The following is a 16,614-nucleotide window of genomic DNA, read 5'->3' as shown; positions in this document are numbered from 1 at the left end:
CGTAAGAGCTGTAAGGTGCGGGCAGGGCGACCACGGAACCTATCCCGGCGACGAGCGCGATAATGAAGACTCCAAGCATGCCGTACCGCAACCACGACAGGGCGGGGGAGTAGGAGTAGGGTAGTTTCTTCCGCCGTTTCCCGAACCATGCCACCACGTCTTGAAATACACCCAAGGGGCAGAGCACGGAGCAATACACTCGTCCGAGCAACAGGGTGAGGAGGACGAGGAATACGACAACTCCCGCGTTTAGTGCCAGAACGGCGGGGAGGAATTGGATTTTTGCCAGCCAGCCGAACCACCCGTGCAGCGTTCCCGTGAAATCGAGAAAGAGGAGGGTGATGAGTGCGAAGCAAATCATAGCAAGTGTCAATCTGAGTTTTCGTAGCATCATGTCTTCGTTTTTGAGTTTACACGACAAAGATATCCGGTTAATACTCTGGTTAATACACTTGTTGCTTTAAAGCGAAAAAATGTAAACTAATGACGAAAATAAATCAATTCCACTAAAACGGAGTCGTGGGAAAATATAGCTCTGTTTTCTCCAGAGTTTCGTGTAAAATAAGTTAATTTATATTTATATATAATGTATCATACTTGTAGTTGATTTGTAGCATCTCCCATTCAATTCCCATTCAACTCCTATTCAAAGCCTATTATAATAGGATAATAATAGAATTTAAATTGTATTTAAATAAAATTTAATAACTAGAAAATACGTGTTATTATCATTTATATTAAGAATAATATTATGGAGCGTTTTAGAATTTTTTCTCGAAAACGAGAGGAAACCTGAAAATATTTTGACATGTCGGGGGGAAGGGGCATAAATCGTGGAATGTCAGTTGTTTGATGTCGGTAGGAAAAATAAATTGATTTTGTAGAGTGATAATTCATTTTACTTTGTAATTTTGTAGACCGATGTTCAAAGAAAGTCACAAGTAAATAGAAAGTTATTATTCATGGAGAATTATATTGTTTCGGCGCGTAAATACAGACCTGCAAGTTTCGATACAGTGATAGGGCAACACTCGATTACATCCACGTTGAGAAACGCTATCCTCAATAAACAATTGGCACAGGCTTATTTGTTTTGCGGACCGCGCGGTGTTGGGAAAACGACGTGTGCCCGTATTTTTGCCAAGACGATTAATTGTATGAATTTGCAACCCAACGCGGAACCCTGCAACGAATGCGAGTCCTGCCGGGCGTTTAACAGCGGGCGTTCGTTGAACATACATGAACTGGATGCCGCCTCGAACAATAGCGTGGATGATATCCGCGGATTGGTAGACCAAGTACGGATATTGCCGCAGGTGGGGCGTTACAGCGTGTATATTATCGACGAGGTGCATATGTTGAGTGCCTCGGCTTTCAATGCGTTTCTGAAGACATTGGAAGAACCGCCCGCCCATGCCATATTTATTCTGGCGACGACGGAAAAGCACAAGATTCTGCCGACCATATTGTCGCGTTGCCAGATATATGACTTCAACCGGATTAAGGTGCCCGACACGATCGAGCATTTGAAGCGTATTGCGGCAAAGGAGGGAATACAGGCAGAGGAGGAGGCTTTGAACGTGATCGCCCAAAAGGCTGACGGGGCGATGCGTGACGCTCTTTCTATCTTTGATCAGGTTGTCAGTTTCTGCGGTAAGAATTTGACTTACGATAAAGTGATCGAGAATCTGAACGTGTTGGATTACGATTACTATTTCAGGTTAACCGATTTGTTCTATGCCGGGAAGGTGGCCGAAACGTTCTTGCTTTTCAACGAGATCATGGAAAAGGGATTCGATGCCGGAAACTTGATATCGGGGCTCGGTCGACATTTTCGCGATCTGTTAGTGGCGAAAGAGTCGATAACAGTACAATTATTGGAAGTGAGTGCTTCCATCAAAGAGCGTTACCTGCAACAGGCACAGACGGTAACTCCCGATTTCATCTTCGACGCCTTGAAAGTCATCGAGCAATGCGAGATGCAGTATAAAATTCGCATGGAGAAACGCTTGTGTGTGGAACTCACTCTGATTAAATTGTGCCAGATTAATGAGCTAAAAAAAAAAGCCTTAGTATAGAGGAGTTTGCCGGGTTATTAAAGATCGAAGGATTTAGCGGTAAATTCCAGCAAGCGAACGGGGACAGTGTAAGTGTGACGCCACCCGCAGAGGAGAAGAGTGTCAGCGTTGTAACTCCGAAGACAGGCGGAAAGCCCGAGAATATACATTCTTTTAATTTGAAAAAGGCATTGGAAGAAACGAAGGAGAAACACAACGAGCTGCGGGAGAGACAGAGTGTAAAAACTGATGATAACCGGGTGAAGGCTCAAAGTGAATTCTCCCTTGCCGACGTGTCGGGTGCGTTGGAAACATTCCTCGCTACCTTGGGTGAGGAGGATAAGGCGGCGAAGATCGCCCTTTTGTCCCACGCGCCTAAAGTGGAGGGATTTGTCATTACGATTGAAGTGGATAATGATTTCCTGTTGACCAGAGTCATGGATTTACATCCGGCATTACTTTCTTTCTTGATGAAGAAACTGAATAACGGGTATATCACGCTGAACGTGCAAATCTACGTGGAAAAAAATAACGGGGAGGAAAAGAAGCGTCTGTTTACCTCTAAAGATAAGTTTGAACATTTCGTGACTATTAATCCCGCTGTCGGTGAATTGAAAGCCCTTTTCGGGTTGGAAATAGAGTGATTCTGTGATTAGAGAATGACAGGAACTGAAAGCATTAAATCACAGAATAAGCGTCAGCTTGTGTGGAGGAATTTAGATCGTTTCCCCGTCTGCCAAATGGATTAATTTATCCCTTTCGCCCACGATCCACACGACATCCCCTGCCTCGAAAATGGTGTCCGGGGTGGGATTCATGGTGGACGTGCCGTTGCGCTCGATACCGATGACCAGACAGGCGGCTTTATCCCGGATGCCGGATTCCCGGATGGAATGCCCTACCAGCGGGGTGTTTTCCTCGATTATGAATTGTTCCAGACTGACTTCGGGCGGGCGTTGCTGTTCCAGTTCCTGTTTTCTTTTTTCCACCCGGTCTTCCACGAACTTACGGAACACTTCGATCTCTTTATCTGTCGCTGCCACGATGATATGGTCAAACGGGTACAAACGTTCCTCGCCGCCGGGGATATTGATGCGTTCCTCGCCGCGGATGATAGTTACCACGCTTACCCCGCAGGATTGGCGGAAATTCAATTCTTTTAATGTTTTCCCCACGCTGGGAGAGGATTGTGACACCTCGAAATCTGCCAAATGAAGATCCCGGTTGAGCAAATGTTGCACGAAACGTTGTTTGATAGGTGATTTGCGTTCTTGCTCCTGTTGGCGTGCCGTGAAATTACGCAGGAAACGCCTTTCCAGCAGGATAGAATACTTCTTCAGTCGTTTGGAATAAATGAAAAACAGGATAATGGCACTCGCGATCAGCAATAAAAGTCCTGCCGCCACGTTCACGAGGCTGGAAATCACGAACATGACAATTCCGATACACAAGGCTACACGCAGCACGATGAGCGACACGAGCGGTCCCCGGTTGTATTTACTGTCGTTCCAGAGGTGTTGAAACTCTTCCGAGTGATTTTTCTTCATCATCATGGCACGGAGAAACGGGGAAATCAGCAACAATATGGCAATAGCGCTGACTATTCCGCCTTGTATCCCCGGTAATTCCTGTCGGATAATCGGCGTGAGGTATTGCAGGAAAAGGACGATCGTGAAGATAGAGAGTATAGTGTAGGTAATCACGATACGTAATAAGGCCTTCAGTAGCCGGGTCCACATCCCTTTATGGTGTATCGTGTTTGTTCCCGTGCTGTACCTGTCAAGGAAGCGAATCCATGCTTGGGGCAGATGATTATTCACGAACCGGTAAGCCGGTTCCGATAGCCGGATCATGTAGGGGGTAAAGAACGTGGTAATGACCGATACGGTAACAACGATAGGATAGAGAAATTCGTCCGTCACGTGCAGCGACATTCCCAGTGACGCGATGATAAATGCGAATTCGCCGATTTGCGCGAGCGAAAAACCGGACTGGATGGCTATTTTCAAGTTCTGACCGGAAAGTAGTATTCCGAAAGCGGAAAAGGTAATTTGTCCCACCATGACCACGACGGTGATCAACAAGATCGGGAACCAGTACTCGATCAGCATGGCGGGATCGATCATCATGCCGACGGAAACAAAGAATATTGCCCCGAAAAGATCTTTTACCGGCTTGATCAAGTGTTCGATATTCTCCGCCTCTACGGTTTCAGCCAGAATCGAACCCATGACGAATGCCCCCAATGCCGCAGAGAAACCCGCCTTAACTGCCAATAAAACCATGCCGAGGCATAAACCTAGCGACACGACGAGCAGTGTTTCGGCATTCAACCACTGTTTCGCTTTTTTGAGAAAAGTGGGTATCAGGAAAATACCCGTGATCGACCAAAAAACAAGGAAAGCGACAAGTTTCAGTATGCTGTTTGCCATTTCCATTCCCTCGAAATGCTTGCTTACCGCCAAGGTGGACAACAATACCATCAAGACAACGGCGAAAAGGTCTTCCACGACGAGGATACCGAAGACTACCCCCGCGAAACGTTGCCCTCGTAATCCCATGTCCTCGAAAGCCTTGAAAATAATCGTCGTGGACGACATGGACAGCATACCCCCGAGGAAGAGGCTGTTCATGTGCCCCCAGCCGAGTGCCAGTCCGGCAGAGTATCCCAACATCATCATAGCTCCCACGATCGTGAGGGCGCTAATCATGGCGGTACCGCCGACATTCATCAGCTTTTTGAAACTGAAATCGAGTCCCAAGGCGAACAGGAGGAAAATAACCCCGATATCGGCCCATATTTGGATATTTGCCGAGTCTGTGACCATGGGGCCGCCGAACGTGTAAGGTCCCGCGATGATGCCTGCCATGATATATCCTAACACGACCGGCTGTTTTAGCCATTTAAAAATAATGGTTATCAGTCCTGCAGAAAAAAGAATGACCGCCAGATCCGAAATTAAAACAGGAATGCCCGACATATAGCTGTTTATTATTATCGACGACAAAGTTAATGCTTTTATGGATTGGATATACGGGATGACGGCATGTTTTTGTATATTTTCTATTTCGAGGATAAAGCTTACGGTTCGAAAATATTATCTTTGCCCCGTTATGATTAAAAATAACCATGTAAAAAAAGAAGGAGTTACGGGTGCCGTCGTGACGATGCTGGTCACGGGAGCGTTGCTCTCGCTCGTGCAGGTAATGGTGCGACCGCCGCTATTGCTGGCGGAACGCCTGTTGCCCGGCGGTGGTTGGTTGCAGGTCGTGTTGGCGGCACTGTTCGGCGGGTGGCTTTATTTAAAGATGTTCGACAGGGCGAAGCGTGCCGTTTGGCGGCGGCGGATATGGTTATTGTTTTCCGTGGTATTTTTCTTTCAACTGGCTCTGGGTATTTTCGCGGATACCGTTTTCCTCATGTCCGGCAAGTTACACTTCCCGATACCGGGATTGATTCCGGTCGGGGTATTCTACCGGGGAGAAATGTCCTTTATGCCCTTCTTGTTCTTGATCACGATATTGCTTTCCGGGGGGGCGTGGTGCAGTCAGTTGTGTTACTTCGGGGCGTGGGACAGTCTGGCGGCGGGGAAGAACGGCAAGCGGCAGGGGATAAAGCCGGGCACAAGAGCCGGCATCCGTTGGACGGTACTCGCGGTGTTTATCCTTGTGGCTTTGGGATTGAGATTATTTCATATTCCCGTGATTTATGCCTCGCTAATAGCTGCCTTTGCGGGAGTGGCGGGCGTCGGGATAATCGTGCTTGTATCCCGGGGACGGAAAATAGCCGCGCATTGTTCAACCTATTGTCCGGCGGGCACCTTGGTGTCTTATTTGAAGTATATATCCCCGTGGCGTTTCCGGGTAAACGACCGTTGCACGCGTTGCATGGCTTGTGCGCGGGTATGCCGCTATGATGCTTTGCCCCGGGAGAGCATCCTCAAGGGGCGTCCGGCGGTGAATTGCACGTTGTGCGGCGATTGCCTCGCCGTGTGTCGCCACGGTGCTTTGGAGTATCGTTTTTGGGGACTTTCGCCTCTTGCTGCGGAACGTTTATGGCTAGGTACGACGCTGGTCTTTTTCACTTGTTTCCTTTCGATCGCCCGAGTGTAAACGTTTGCGGGAAATGTGATATTTTTGTAATAATTTAACACTGTAATACGCGGGAGGATTGTACATTTGCGTACTAATCAATAATGAAATGAAAATAGACCGATTTCTTCAATTATTTGTCGTAAAGGAAAAAAAGTTTTATCCTTTATATATCGAGCAAGCCGTTAATATCGAGGCTGCCGCGAAACTTCTGGTTGAACTTTTGCAAGAGCGGAAACCTGGAAATCAAAAGACTTTGTACAAGAAAGTCAAAGATTACGAGCATAGTGGTGATCAGATCACGGCACGGCTCTACGAGGAATTGAACAAGACATTCGTGACCCCTTTCGACCGGGAGGATATCAACCGTCTGGGAAGTAGCATGGATACTTTGTTGGATTTTATCCATGACGCGGCAAAAAGGGTATTGATGTATCGGCCGAAAAACGTCAACCAGTTGATGGTTGCCATGGCGCAATGTATCGTCGAGGATGCTCGGATTCTGGGGCAAATCATGGACGAGTTGGATCAACTCCAGAAAAGACCGCAGGAGATTAACGAGAAATGTGTCCGGATCAAGCAGATAGAGCATGACGTGGATAACCTGTATGAAGAATTCATGAGCGACGTGTTTGCCAACGAGAAAGACGCGATAGAGTTGGTTAAATTGAAAAACATAGGACAGGTACTGGAAGATGCTACCGACCGGGCAAAGGACGTGAGTGACATCGTGAGGGGTATTATCATCAAATTTGCCTGATCGTTATGCTGACAATAGTTCTTTTAGCCATCGTGATCGCTCTCTTGTTCGACTTCCTGAACGGGATGAACGACGCGGCAAACTCGATAGCGACGATCGTCGCCACTCGTGTATTCTCTCCCACTATGGCAGTGCTTTGGGCGGCGTTCTGGAATTTCGCCGCTATTTTTATCTTCGGCGTGAGCGTGGCGCATACGATGGGAGAGGGGATTGTGGAAGCCTCCCGGATTAATGAATACCTGATTTTCGCCGCTTTGATCGGCTCGGTCATCTGGGTATGGTTGTGTACTCATTTCGGGATGCCTATCAGCGTGTCCCATGCCTTGATCGGCGGGTTGATCGGTCCCGTGTGGTTCACCTTCGGGAGCGATGCTCTCGTGGCTTCCGGGATTATCAAGATTGCAGTGTTCATCGTGCTTTCCCCGCTTATCGGTATGATACTCGGTTTTTTCACGATGTGCCTGACGATGTTGATATTCAGGCGCAAACACCCGTTGAAAGTCGAGGGTTTGTTCAAAGGATTGCAATTATTCTCTTCCGCTATATTCAGTTTGGGACATGGTGCGAACGATGCCCAGAAAACGATGGGTATCATCGCTATATTGCTTTATAGCGTGGCAGGTAGCAACACTTTCGTGAGTGAATACCTGTACGAGAACACGGGAGCGTTCCACGTGCCCGTGTGGTTGATCGTCACTTGCTACTCGGTGATCGCCTTGGGTACCATCGTTGGGGGAAAGAAAGTGATCAAGACCTTGGGCGACGGGTTGGCACGGTTGAAACCCGTCCAAGGATTCTGTGCCGAAACATCCGGTGCGTTGACGTTGATGGGAACGGCAGTTCTGGGTATTCCCGTGAGTACCACGCATACCATCACCGGTGCCATCATCGGCGTCGGCATCACGAAAGGTGTGGCATCCGTCCGTTGGGCAACGGCGACGAATATCGTGGCGGCATGGGTATTGACTATCCCTGCGACCATCGTGATGTCCGGACTCGTGTACTGGATCATGGGGTTGTTCATGACGATGCCGGGCAATTGAAATTGACTTTTGACACCTTTATTCTTGAAGTCCCCACGCTTGGGGACTTCAAGAATGAGGGATTCGGCAATTACCGGGTCAATTCGTTTTCAATCTCTCGATTAATTGCGGCATCATCGTCCAGATCGTGTTTTCTGTCTGGGCAGTGTAGAAATTACCATCGATCTCGAATTTCTCGTCGGTAGCGATGCCTTTTTGTATGGCGGCTTTTGCCAGCGGATGGACTGTCACTTTCTTGCCGGTGCTGATACCCGTGGCATCAAACATCATGGCTGCGGCACAGTGACCGATAATAATTTTCCCCTTGTCGCCAAAAGCCTTGATAACGGCGAGCATATCCTGATTGTAAGGTTTCCCGGCATTCTCGCCGAACTTGGGCATGGCGTCGCCACAACCGAACACGAGTGCGTCGTATTCATCCTCGTGTCCCTTGAGGTGGGTGATCACGTCGTCGGCAAACAGGGTGATACCGGAGTTTGTTTTGATCTCTTTCGTGTCGGCAACCGCGAATACTTTATAAGGTATCCCGTTCTCGAAAAACGCTTCCAAGTACTGGAATAAACCGAACCCGTTGACCGGGTTTACTGCCAAAACTGCAACTTTCTTTGCCATAATGTATTTTTTTAGCGTGAAACAATAGTTCTATTAAGTAAGTTTATTACTTTTGTATAGCAAAAGTATGCTATCTAATTCGTAAAAACAAGAACGTACTTGGAGATAAGATAGTTACACGGATGTTAGTAATGTTGATACTAAACGGGATATATTGATAAAAAAAATGAAAAATTTTCACGCTAACGGGAAATGTCCTATACGTGACGTGTTGAGTCGTCTGGGGGACAAATGGTCGATGCTGGTGCTGGTGACGCTGGAAGCGAACGGAACAATGCGTTTTCGGGATATTCACAACGCTATTGCGGATATCTCGCAGCGAATGCTGACGGTGACCCTGCGTATCCTCGAGGCGGACGGGTTAGTGTCGCGCAAGGTGTACGCCGAAGTACCCCCGCGGGTAGAGTATCAACTGACGAGAACGGGCGAAAGCTTGATGCCCCATATCCGGACGCTCGTCGATTGGGCGATGCAGCACATGCCGGAGATCGTGGAAAGCAGGGAAGGACACTGACGCGTTAGCGTCTTCAAGCGGATACAGAGTGTCAACTCGGAGAACACGCGTGTGAACGGTAATGCCGGGAATGCGTGTGTTCTGTTTTTTTTTGCAATTTGGTTGCAAGATTATCTCTGTACCTTTGCCGGAAATAAAACGAAAGGTTATGAAACAATACGTGAAAGAGATCGTGTCATTTATCCTGTTGGTTAGCGGGATCGGGATGACATGGGGAAATGCGGTGTGGTTCGGGGAGGGACACGTGAGGGCGATGTGGTACGCGGTGGCGTTTCTTCCGGTAGGTTTGCCCGTGTTGCGGGAAGCTGTTGGCTGCCTGTGGGAACGGGAGTATTTTAACGAGTTTATGTTGATGAGCGTGGCGGCACTCGGGGCTTTTTATATCGGGGAATACCCGGAGGGAGTGGCGGTGATGCTGTTCTATTCCGTCGGGGAGAAGTTTCAAGATGCGGCGGTGGAACGTGCCCGTTCCCGCGTGAAGGCGTTGCTTGACGTGCGTCCGGAAGTGGCGGCGGTGGTTCGCGGGGGCAGTGTCGTGGCGGAAGTCCCGGCAAACGTGCAGGTCGGCGAGACGGTGGAGGTGAAGGCGGGTGAACGGGTGCCGCTCGATGGCGTGATGCTGGGCGAAACGGCGGCATTCAACACGTCGGCGTTGACAGGCGAGAGTTTGCCCCGGGATATCCGGCAAGGTGAATCCGTGTTGGCGGGGATGATCGCCATGGATCGGGTGGTACGGGTACGGGTGACGCGACCTTATGACCGGAGCGAGCTGGCGCACGTGCTGGAAATGGTGCAGAACGCCACGGAACGGAAAGCACCGACGGAGTTGTTTATCCGTCGTTTCGCCCGGGTTTACACGCCCGTGGTGACGGGGTTGGCGGTATTGATCGTGTTGTTGCCCTTTATCTATTCGCTGGCGCAGCCGGGATTTGCTTATGTCTTTGACGATTGGCTGTATCGTGCCCTCGTGTTTCTGGTGATCTCTTGCCCGTGTGCTCTCGTGGTGAGTATCCCGCTGGGGTATTTCGGGGGAATTGGGGCGGCATCCCGTCACGGGATCCTGTTCAAAGGGGGAAACTATCTCGATGCGATCACGCGGGTAAACACGGTCGTGTTTGACAAAACGGGTACACTCACGCGGGGTGAGTTCGAGGTACGGGAGGCACACGCCGGGAACGGTTTCGAGGCGGACACGATGCTGGCAATCGTGGCGGCGGCAGAGGGAAATAGCACGCACCCCGTGGCGAAAGCGGTCGTACGGTACGTCCGGTTGCGGGGAATCGAGCCGCTGGCGGTGACGGATGCGAAAGAATTACCCGGTCACGGGTTGAGTGTCCGTGTCGACGGGCGGGAAGTGTTGGTCGGGAACACGCGGTTGCTGGACGCAAACGGGGTGACGTATCCTGCGGGTTTGGCGAGCGTGCCGGAAACGGTAGTCGTTTGCGCGGTGGACGGCGTGTATGCGGGCTATCTCTTGTTGGCGGATGCGCCGAAGGAAGATGCGGCGGATGCGATTGCGGCATTAAAAAGTTTAAATATTAATAATATTGAGGTATTATCGGGAGATAAACAGGCAATTGTTACTAAATTAGCGAAAAGTTTGGGTATCGACAAAGCTTACGGTGATTTACTCCCGGCAGATAAAGTGGCTCGGTTGGAAGAGTTGAAAGCCGAGCCGGGCAGGAAAGTGGCTTTCGCGGGTGACGGGATCAACGATGCCCCGGTACTTGCCCTCGCTGACGTGGGGATTGCCATGGGTGGACTCGGGAGCGATGCCGCGATAGAGATTGCCGACGTGGTGATACAGACCGATCAGCCGGGCAAGATTGCAACCGCCGTCAAGATCGGAAAAGTTACCCGCCGCGTGGTGTGGCAGAATATTGCGTTGGCATTCGGCGTGAAGCTGGTAGTACTGGTGCTTGGGGCATTCGGGGTCGCTACCATGTGGGAGGCCGTCTTTGCCGATGTCGGGGTTGCCCTGCTGGCGATTCTCAACGCAATAAGGATACAGGTAAAATAAAGGATATGGAAGAAACGGTATATTTGGATAAACTGGAAAGGCGGGGAATTAAACCCACCGCCATGCGGCTACTGATATTAAAAGGTATGTTACGGTTTACGCGGGCGTTCAGCCTGCTTGATCTGGAGAACGATTTGGACACGGTAGATAAGTCCACGATATTCCGGACGATCAATCTTTTTCTGGATCATCACTTGATTCATTGTATTGACGACGGTTCCGGTTCATTGAAGTATTCCGTGTGCAGTAATGAATGTACCTGTTCTATCGACGACCTGCACGCCCATTTCTATTGCCGGAATTGTCACAAAACCTATTGCCTGCGAAAAATACACGTGCCGACAGTCGATTTACCGATGAACTTCACCCTCGAAAGCATCAATTACGTGCTGAAAGGCTTGTGTGAAGATTGTGCCTTGAAAAAATGAGATATATCTATGGACAGTAAGAACCTGCAACCCGCAACTTGCCCGAGGCAAACGATCGAAAATTTAGCTCTCCGTAACCTGCGGCGAGCCAAGGAAATTATCGCGGATACCGGCATCGAGGCTATTTGGCGGTCAGTGGGAGTGGAACCCCGGTTGGTAGGATCGGTAAAAACGGGTTTACTGGTGAAGCATCTGGATATCGACTTTCACGTCTATTCCAATCCCGTCGTGATTGCCGACAGTTTTGCCGCTATGGCGAAGCTGGCAGAGCATCCGGCTATCCGGCGGGTGGAATGTATCAATTCATTGGATACCGACGAGCACTGTATCGAGTGGCACGCTTATTACCTCGACCGGGAGGGTGACGAGTGGCAGATTGACATGATTCATATACTGGGTGGTTCCCGTTATGACGGTTTTTTCGAGCGGATGGCGGAGCGAATCACTCAAGTACTGACACCGGAAACGCGGGGAACTATATTGAGGCTGAAACACGAAACTCCCGATGACGAAAAAATCATGGGCGTGGAGTATTATCAGGCAGTCCTTCGGGACGGCGTCCGCACGTACACCGATTTCATGAACTGGCGTAAACGGCATCCCGTCACGGGAGTGGTGGAGTGGATTCCGTGAGCCGGACTAACTGAGCCCTGATGCGACTTAGGGATTGAGCCGTGACACCAAGGTACGACGCTATATGCTTCAAGGGAACGGACTGTATGATTTCCGGTTGTTTTTGCAGGAGCATCACGTAGCGCTCGAAAGCGGTGCGGTTATACGAGTCCAGCCAAGAGATTTCGATTTCCAGCATGAAGTTTTCAAGAATCCTTCGCCCGAGATTTGCCAACTGCACGGAGGAACGGTACAATTGTTCCAGTTTCTCTTTGGTCAGGCAATAAGCCTCGCTGTCCGTCACGGCTTCCAAGGTCAGACGGGAAGGGATGTTTGCCACGTATCCCCACGTGGAGAAAGCGATTTCGCCTTCGCCGGCGAACCACAGAGTGGCTTCCGAACCGTCCTTGAACGTGTAAGCACGCCACACGCCGCGGGTGATGATATAAAGGTTACTGTTCGATTCCCCCTCGTGGACAATGATATCCTTGTGGGAGAACGTTTGTTCCTCCGCATTCTCCAAGAGTGTCTGTATTTCATGCTCGGTGGCGGACAAACGACTCGTTATTATCTGCAAAGTGGTATCTTTCATCTTTTAAAGTGCTGGCGTAAATAGTACGATACGATAATGGCAAAGGTAATCAATTCCGTGAATGGTACCGCCAGCCATATCCCTTTTATTCCCCAGAGGAGCGGGAGGCTGACAAAGCACACGGTGATGATAACAATACCCCGGAGGACGGTAAAGAACGTCGCTTGCTTGAATTTCTCGATGCTCTGGAAATACCCGATACACACGATGTTAAGCGCGAAGAACAGGAAGCCGAGCGCGAAGTAGGGGATGCCCTGTATGGCAATTTCCCGTGCGTTACCCGTGCTGCCGAGGAAGAGGGACACCACCGCGGGGCATAGCACGATGGTCACGAGACAAGCCAGAGCCCCGCAAATGATAGCGAATTTCAACGAGAGCCGGAATGCCTGCTTCACCCGTATCCATTGTCCCGCACCGTAGTTGTAACTGATGATCGGCTGGGTGGATTGCGCGATGGCGTTGTTTACCATGAAAACAATCGGGAACCAGTAGCAGGCAACGCTATACGCCGCCACGCCGTCCTCTCCGAGATAATGGATGAAAACGTAGTTGCCGACGAGCATCATGCAGGCAATGGCGGCCTCGTTGAGGAATGCCGAGAAACCCAGTTTTATCATGTACCCGATATTTCTTATCGTCAAGCGTATGCTTTTGAGGGAAAATTTCGGGCGGTAAAGATACAATACCTTGTTATATTTAAGCAGGTAAACCAGTATCATGATACTCCCGACCACGACCGAGATTACCGAAGCGATGGCGGCTCCCGCCAAACCGAGCTGCAACGGGAACACGAGGACGTAGTCCAGCACTAGATTTATCGCCGCGGGAACGGCACTACACATCATGGCGAACGTCGGGGAACCGTCCAGACGAATGACAAACAATCCCACGCTCAATAGCATATTGCAGGCAAGGAAAGGCACGATCCAATTCATGTATTCCAACACGAGAGGCAACAAGAGGTCGGAACTGCCGAGCAGGTAAGCCATGTCCGTTCTGAATAGCATGACCAAGGCGCACAGCAGAACCGTGATACTTAACGATACGGTAATTGCCTGCGTGATATTTATACTGGCAACTTTCACCTTGTTGTGTGCCAAGTGGATGGATGCGACGATAGAAGCCCCGACGCCGAACATAAGACCGATACCCGCCGACAACATGAAGAACGGGGCAACGATATTTACCGCCGCGAGTGCGTCGCTCCCCACGCCGCGTCCCACAAATATCCCGTCGATAATCGTGATCGTGGCCGAAAGAACCATCCCCAACAAGGTGGGAATAAACATCTTGCGAAATAACTTGGGAATATTCATCGTCCCGAAATCAATACTGTCCTGCATCATAATCTTTTCGTTTTTTATTTCCGGCTGCAAAGGTACGGCTATGATCTTTGGGAAAAGTTACCTTTATGGTAAAAAAGCGGGGAAAATATATTTAGTTCATAAAGTTTATAAGGTTTATAAGGTTTATAAAGTTCGTAGACCCCCGCGGGGTGCTTTTTGCGGCAACTCAAACTGCCGATTAGCATTGTCCGAAGGACATCTGTTACTTTATAAACCTTATAAACCTTATGAACTTTATAAACTCAATGAAAAGTCCGCCTTTAGGTTTGCGATAACTTCTTTCACGCTGCTGATCTTATTCGCCAAGTAGGCGTTCTGACCGGCGAAAGCGTATCCTTCCTTTAGGTTTCCGATTGCAGCATTGTAAAGCGCCTTGATAATGCAGTAAGGGCTTTTGGTGTAGTCGCAAGTTTTGATGCAATGGAAAGGACAGGATTTAGGTTTCTTTTTACCCTCGGCAACGTCCCGGATAAATTCCCCGTCGAAAGCACGACCGGGCATTCCTACCGGACTTTGAATGATGCGAACGTCTTTTTTATCCGAGTGAATGTACACTTCTTTAAATTCCGTGGAGGCATCGCACTCTTCCGTGGGTACGAAGATGGAACCCATTTGTGCTGCCGAGGCGCCGAGTTTCAAGAACCGGGCAATGTCTTTTCCGGTGGATATACCCCCGGCGGCAATAACCGGAATGTTTTTCTGTTCGGCGTAACTTTTCGCTATTTCCACTACTTCCGGGATCAAATGTTCGAGAGAGTAATTTTCATCCTCGATTTGTTCCTTTTTGAAACCCAAGTGTCCGCCGGCTTTCGGACCTTCCACCACGAGTGCATCGGGAAGATAGTTGTAATTCGTCAACCATTTTTCGCAAATCAGCTTTGCTGCCCGTGCCGAGGATACGATGGGTACCAGCATGGTTTTGCTGTCCTTTGTCAAGAATGACGGGAGATTCAACGGAAGCCCCGCCCCGGCAAAGATAACGTCGGCTTTCTCCGCGATAGCCGTCCGCACCATATCCGAAAAGTTGGAAAGGGCTACCATGATATTCACGCCGATAACACCGTATGTTTTTTCACGGGCTTTCCGAAGTTCCTCGCTAAGCCCGTAAATGCATTTTTCCAGATAATTCCCTTTGAATTGAGGGTAAAGGAGTCCTAATCCCGCTGCCGAGATAACTCCGACTCCGCCTTCGTTAGCCACGGCGGAAGCCAGTTTGTTCAATGATACACCGACACCCATACCGCCCTGTATAATAGGCAGCTTGATCTCGTATTTACCAATAAAAAATGATTTCATTTTTACAACATCGTTGATATTTAACATGTGCCCTTTTCAGTCCGCACGACAGTTTTTTGGGGCTATTACTAACAAAACAAGGAAAGTCATACTGGTCTGATTCAACGATGAAAAAAGAGCGGATGTCACCAGTCCGACAAAAATACATACGATAACGATCAGAATAAACTTACACTGTTCACGGTGTAAAGGTAATAATAAATTTATGAAATATACTAGCTTTAGGCTAAATAAGTTGATGATAGTACACGGGAAAACGGTATAAATTCACTACATTTGGACTTCATAACATGGATAGTAGAGCGATACAATTGCAACCGGTTGATTGATAATATCTAATTTGAAGCGAGATGCACATGAATACTGATTTTGTAAACTTAACAACAGAGAACCTGACCAACGAGCATTTATGCTGCATCATCCGCAGTAAAAAGCCCCATCAGGGTATTGACGCCAAACGACAATGGCTCTCGGACAGGCTGAGTGAAGGTCATGTCTTTAGAAAATTGAACGCGAAGGCTACGGTTTTTATTGAATACGCTCCTCTTGAAACGGCTTGGGTTCCCGTGATTGGAAACAATTATTATTACGTCTATTGCTTGTGGGTTCTTGGTAGTGATAAGGGAAAAGGGTATGGAAAATTACTGATGGAGTATTGTTTGGCTGATGCCAAAGAGAAAGGTAAATCTGGCATTTGTATGCTCGGGGCAAAGAAGCAAAAATCTTGGCTTTCCGACCAATCATTTGCGAAGAAATTCGGCTTCGAGGTTGTTGATGCTACCGATGATGGATATGAATTGCTTGCACTTTCTTTTGACGGAACAATACCGGCGTTCGCGCCAAATGCCAAAAAGCAGAAGATTGAAAGCAACGTGCTGACAATTTATTACGATATGCAATGTCCCTATATCTATCAAAAAATCGAGCTCATAAAACAATATTGTGAAACGAACAACGTTCCCGTGTCTTTAATTCAAGTGGATACGTTGCAAAAAGCAAAGGAATTACCTTGCGTTTTCAATAACTGGGGAGTGTTTTATAAAGGAAATTTCGAGACAGTGAATTTACTGGATGTCAGCTATTTGGAGAGAATTCTCAAAAAATGAAATTATCATTTTAGCTTTTCCTCGTTGATAATCGTCATGTAGTTAAAAGCAAAAAGTCTGTAAATCATATGATTTACAGACTTTTTGCGGTCTGGACGGGACTCGAACCCGCGACCCCATGCGTGACAGGCATGTA

At 48.7% G+C, this 16,614-nt stretch carries 15 protein-coding genes and 1 pseudogene; 10 read left to right on the top strand and 6 right to left on the bottom strand.

What is annotated here, in order from left to right:
* On the bottom strand, window positions 1-391 hold a 391-nt coding region (locus Q5866_RS19770; RefSeq protein ID WP_303182044.1), incomplete at its 3' end, for a 4Fe-4S binding protein.
* Between the two features lie 571 nt (window positions 392-962).
* Between Q5866_RS19770 and Q5866_RS19765 the strand changes: the two are divergent.
* Window positions 963-2,075 (top strand): annotated as a pseudogene (locus Q5866_RS19765) (DNA polymerase III subunit gamma/tau); the annotation flags it as partial.
* A 77-nt stretch (window positions 2,076-2,152) separates the two neighbouring features.
* Entirely contained in the window at window positions 2,153-2,701 is a 549-nt protein-coding gene (locus tag Q5866_RS19760) for a hypothetical protein (RefSeq protein ID WP_303182043.1), read from the top strand.
* Between the two features lie 72 nt (window positions 2,702-2,773).
* Here the strand turns inward: Q5866_RS19760 and Q5866_RS19755 are convergent, their stop codons facing one another.
* Window positions 2,774-5,038: a cation:proton antiporter gene (locus Q5866_RS19755; RefSeq protein ID WP_303182045.1), complete on the bottom strand. Its 2,265-nt coding sequence runs from the start codon at window positions 5,036-5,038 to the stop codon at window positions 2,774-2,776.
* Window positions 5,039-5,171: 133 nt separating this feature from the next.
* On the opposite strand from Q5866_RS19755, the gene Q5866_RS19750 reads away from it, so the two are divergent.
* The 3 genes from Q5866_RS19750 (at window position 5,172) to Q5866_RS19740 (ending at window position 7,952) form a co-directional block, all read left to right on the top strand.
* On the top strand, window positions 5,172-6,170 hold the full coding sequence (locus tag Q5866_RS19750; protein ID WP_292270424.1) for a 4Fe-4S binding protein: 999 nt from the start codon (window positions 5,172-5,174) through the stop codon (window positions 6,168-6,170).
* Window positions 6,171-6,258: 88 nt separating this feature from the next.
* The gene (locus Q5866_RS19745) at window positions 6,259-6,909 is read left to right on the top strand and encodes a DUF47 domain-containing protein (RefSeq protein WP_303182042.1); all 651 of its coding nucleotides are present in this window, start codon (window positions 6,259-6,261) and stop codon (window positions 6,907-6,909) included.
* 5 nt (window positions 6,910-6,914) lie between these two features.
* Window positions 6,915-7,952, top strand: a complete 1,038-nt coding sequence (locus Q5866_RS19740) for an inorganic phosphate transporter (RefSeq protein ID WP_292270421.1) — start codon at window positions 6,915-6,917, stop codon at window positions 7,950-7,952.
* Window positions 7,953-8,030: 78 nt separating this feature from the next.
* Here the strand turns inward: Q5866_RS19740 and Q5866_RS19735 are convergent, their stop codons facing one another.
* Entirely contained in the window at window positions 8,031-8,564 is a 534-nt protein-coding gene (locus tag Q5866_RS19735) for a DJ-1/PfpI family protein (RefSeq protein WP_292270418.1), read from the bottom strand.
* Window positions 8,565-8,730: 166 nt separating this feature from the next.
* On the opposite strand from Q5866_RS19735, the gene Q5866_RS19730 reads away from it, so the two are divergent.
* From Q5866_RS19730 to Q5866_RS19715, 4 genes are all read left to right on the top strand, one after another.
* Window positions 8,731-9,078, top strand: coding sequence for a helix-turn-helix domain-containing protein (locus Q5866_RS19730; RefSeq protein WP_099292097.1), 348 nt, complete (start codon window positions 8,731-8,733; stop codon window positions 9,076-9,078).
* 148 nt (window positions 9,079-9,226) lie between these two features.
* Window positions 9,227-11,098, top strand: a complete 1,872-nt coding sequence (locus tag Q5866_RS19725; RefSeq protein WP_292270414.1) for a heavy metal translocating P-type ATPase — start codon at window positions 9,227-9,229, stop codon at window positions 11,096-11,098.
* Window positions 11,099-11,103: 5 nt separating this feature from the next.
* Complete coding sequence (locus Q5866_RS19720; protein WP_186975130.1) at window positions 11,104-11,526, top strand: Fur family transcriptional regulator; 423 nt, start codon at window positions 11,104-11,106, stop codon at window positions 11,524-11,526.
* Window positions 11,527-11,535: 9 nt separating this feature from the next.
* Window positions 11,536-12,159, top strand: a complete 624-nt coding sequence (locus Q5866_RS19715) for a phosphoglycerate mutase family protein (RefSeq protein ID WP_186975131.1) — start codon at window positions 11,536-11,538, stop codon at window positions 12,157-12,159.
* On the opposite strand, the gene Q5866_RS19710 is transcribed toward Q5866_RS19715, so the two are convergent.
* From Q5866_RS19710 to Q5866_RS19700, 3 genes are all read right to left on the bottom strand, one after another.
* On the bottom strand, window positions 12,131-12,730 hold the full coding sequence (locus Q5866_RS19710; protein WP_292270410.1) for a Crp/Fnr family transcriptional regulator: 600 nt from the start codon (window positions 12,728-12,730) through the stop codon (window positions 12,131-12,133). The two genes, Q5866_RS19715 and Q5866_RS19710, sit on opposite strands and share 29 nt — an antisense overlap.
* Window positions 12,727-14,076 carry an MATE family efflux transporter gene (locus Q5866_RS19705; protein ID WP_186975133.1) on the bottom strand — a complete coding sequence of 450 codons (1,350 nt, stop codon included), beginning with the start codon at window positions 14,074-14,076 and terminating at the stop codon, window positions 12,727-12,729. The genes Q5866_RS19710 and Q5866_RS19705 overlap by 4 nt, the downstream gene beginning before the upstream one ends.
* Before the next feature lie 234 nt (window positions 14,077-14,310).
* A complete protein-coding gene (locus tag Q5866_RS19700) occupies window positions 14,311-15,372 on the bottom strand; it encodes a nitronate monooxygenase family protein (RefSeq protein WP_303182038.1) in 1,062 nt (353 codons plus the stop codon).
* 356 nt (window positions 15,373-15,728) lie between these two features.
* Between Q5866_RS19700 and Q5866_RS19695 the strand changes: the two genes are divergently transcribed.
* Window positions 15,729-16,478, top strand: a complete 750-nt coding sequence (locus Q5866_RS19695; protein ID WP_186975136.1) for an N-acetyltransferase — start codon at window positions 15,729-15,731, stop codon at window positions 16,476-16,478.
* The last annotated feature ends 136 nt before the right edge of the window (window positions 16,479-16,614 follow it).

It is taken from the genome of uncultured Butyricimonas sp. (assembly GCF_959596855.1).
Lineage (GTDB): Bacteria > Bacteroidota > Bacteroidia > Bacteroidales > Marinifilaceae > Butyricimonas > Butyricimonas muris.
The sequence above is the reverse complement of the archived record's forward strand: the minus strand, read 5'-3'. Positions and strand labels throughout refer to the sequence as shown.

Bases quoted from the DNA above. Each gene is read 5' to 3' on its own strand.
- Q5866_RS19735 (WP_292270418.1), bottom strand. From the start codon at position 8,564: ATGGCAAAGAAAGTTGCAGTTTTGGCAGTAAACCCGGTCAACGGGTTC.
- Q5866_RS19705 (WP_186975133.1), bottom strand. From the start codon at position 14,076: ATGATGCAGGACAGTATTGATTTCGGGACGATGAATATTCCCAAGTTA.
- Q5866_RS19715 (WP_186975131.1), top strand. From the start codon at position 11,536: ATGGACAGTAAGAACCTGCAACCCGCAACTTGCCCGAGGCAAACGATC.
- Q5866_RS19730 (WP_099292097.1), top strand. From the start codon at position 8,731: ATGAAAAATTTTCACGCTAACGGGAAATGTCCTATACGTGACGTGTTG.
- Q5866_RS19710 (WP_292270410.1), bottom strand. From the start codon at position 12,730: ATGAAAGATACCACTTTGCAGATAATAACGAGTCGTTTGTCCGCCACC.
- Q5866_RS19750 (WP_292270424.1), top strand. From the start codon at position 5,172: ATGATTAAAAATAACCATGTAAAAAAAGAAGGAGTTACGGGTGCCGTC.
- Q5866_RS19720 (WP_186975130.1), top strand. From the start codon at position 11,104: ATGGAAGAAACGGTATATTTGGATAAACTGGAAAGGCGGGGAATTAAA.
- Q5866_RS19695 (WP_186975136.1), top strand. From the start codon at position 15,729: ATGAATACTGATTTTGTAAACTTAACAACAGAGAACCTGACCAACGAG.
- Q5866_RS19745 (WP_303182042.1), top strand. From the start codon at position 6,259: ATGAAAATAGACCGATTTCTTCAATTATTTGTCGTAAAGGAAAAAAAG.
- Q5866_RS19740 (WP_292270421.1), top strand. From the start codon at position 6,915: ATGCTGACAATAGTTCTTTTAGCCATCGTGATCGCTCTCTTGTTCGAC.
- Q5866_RS19755 (WP_303182045.1), bottom strand. From the start codon at position 5,038: ATGTCGGGCATTCCTGTTTTAATTTCGGATCTGGCGGTCATTCTTTTT.
- Q5866_RS19725 (WP_292270414.1), top strand. From the start codon at position 9,227: ATGAAACAATACGTGAAAGAGATCGTGTCATTTATCCTGTTGGTTAGC.
- Q5866_RS19700 (WP_303182038.1), bottom strand. From the start codon at position 15,372: ATGAAATCATTTTTTATTGGTAAATACGAGATCAAGCTGCCTATTATA.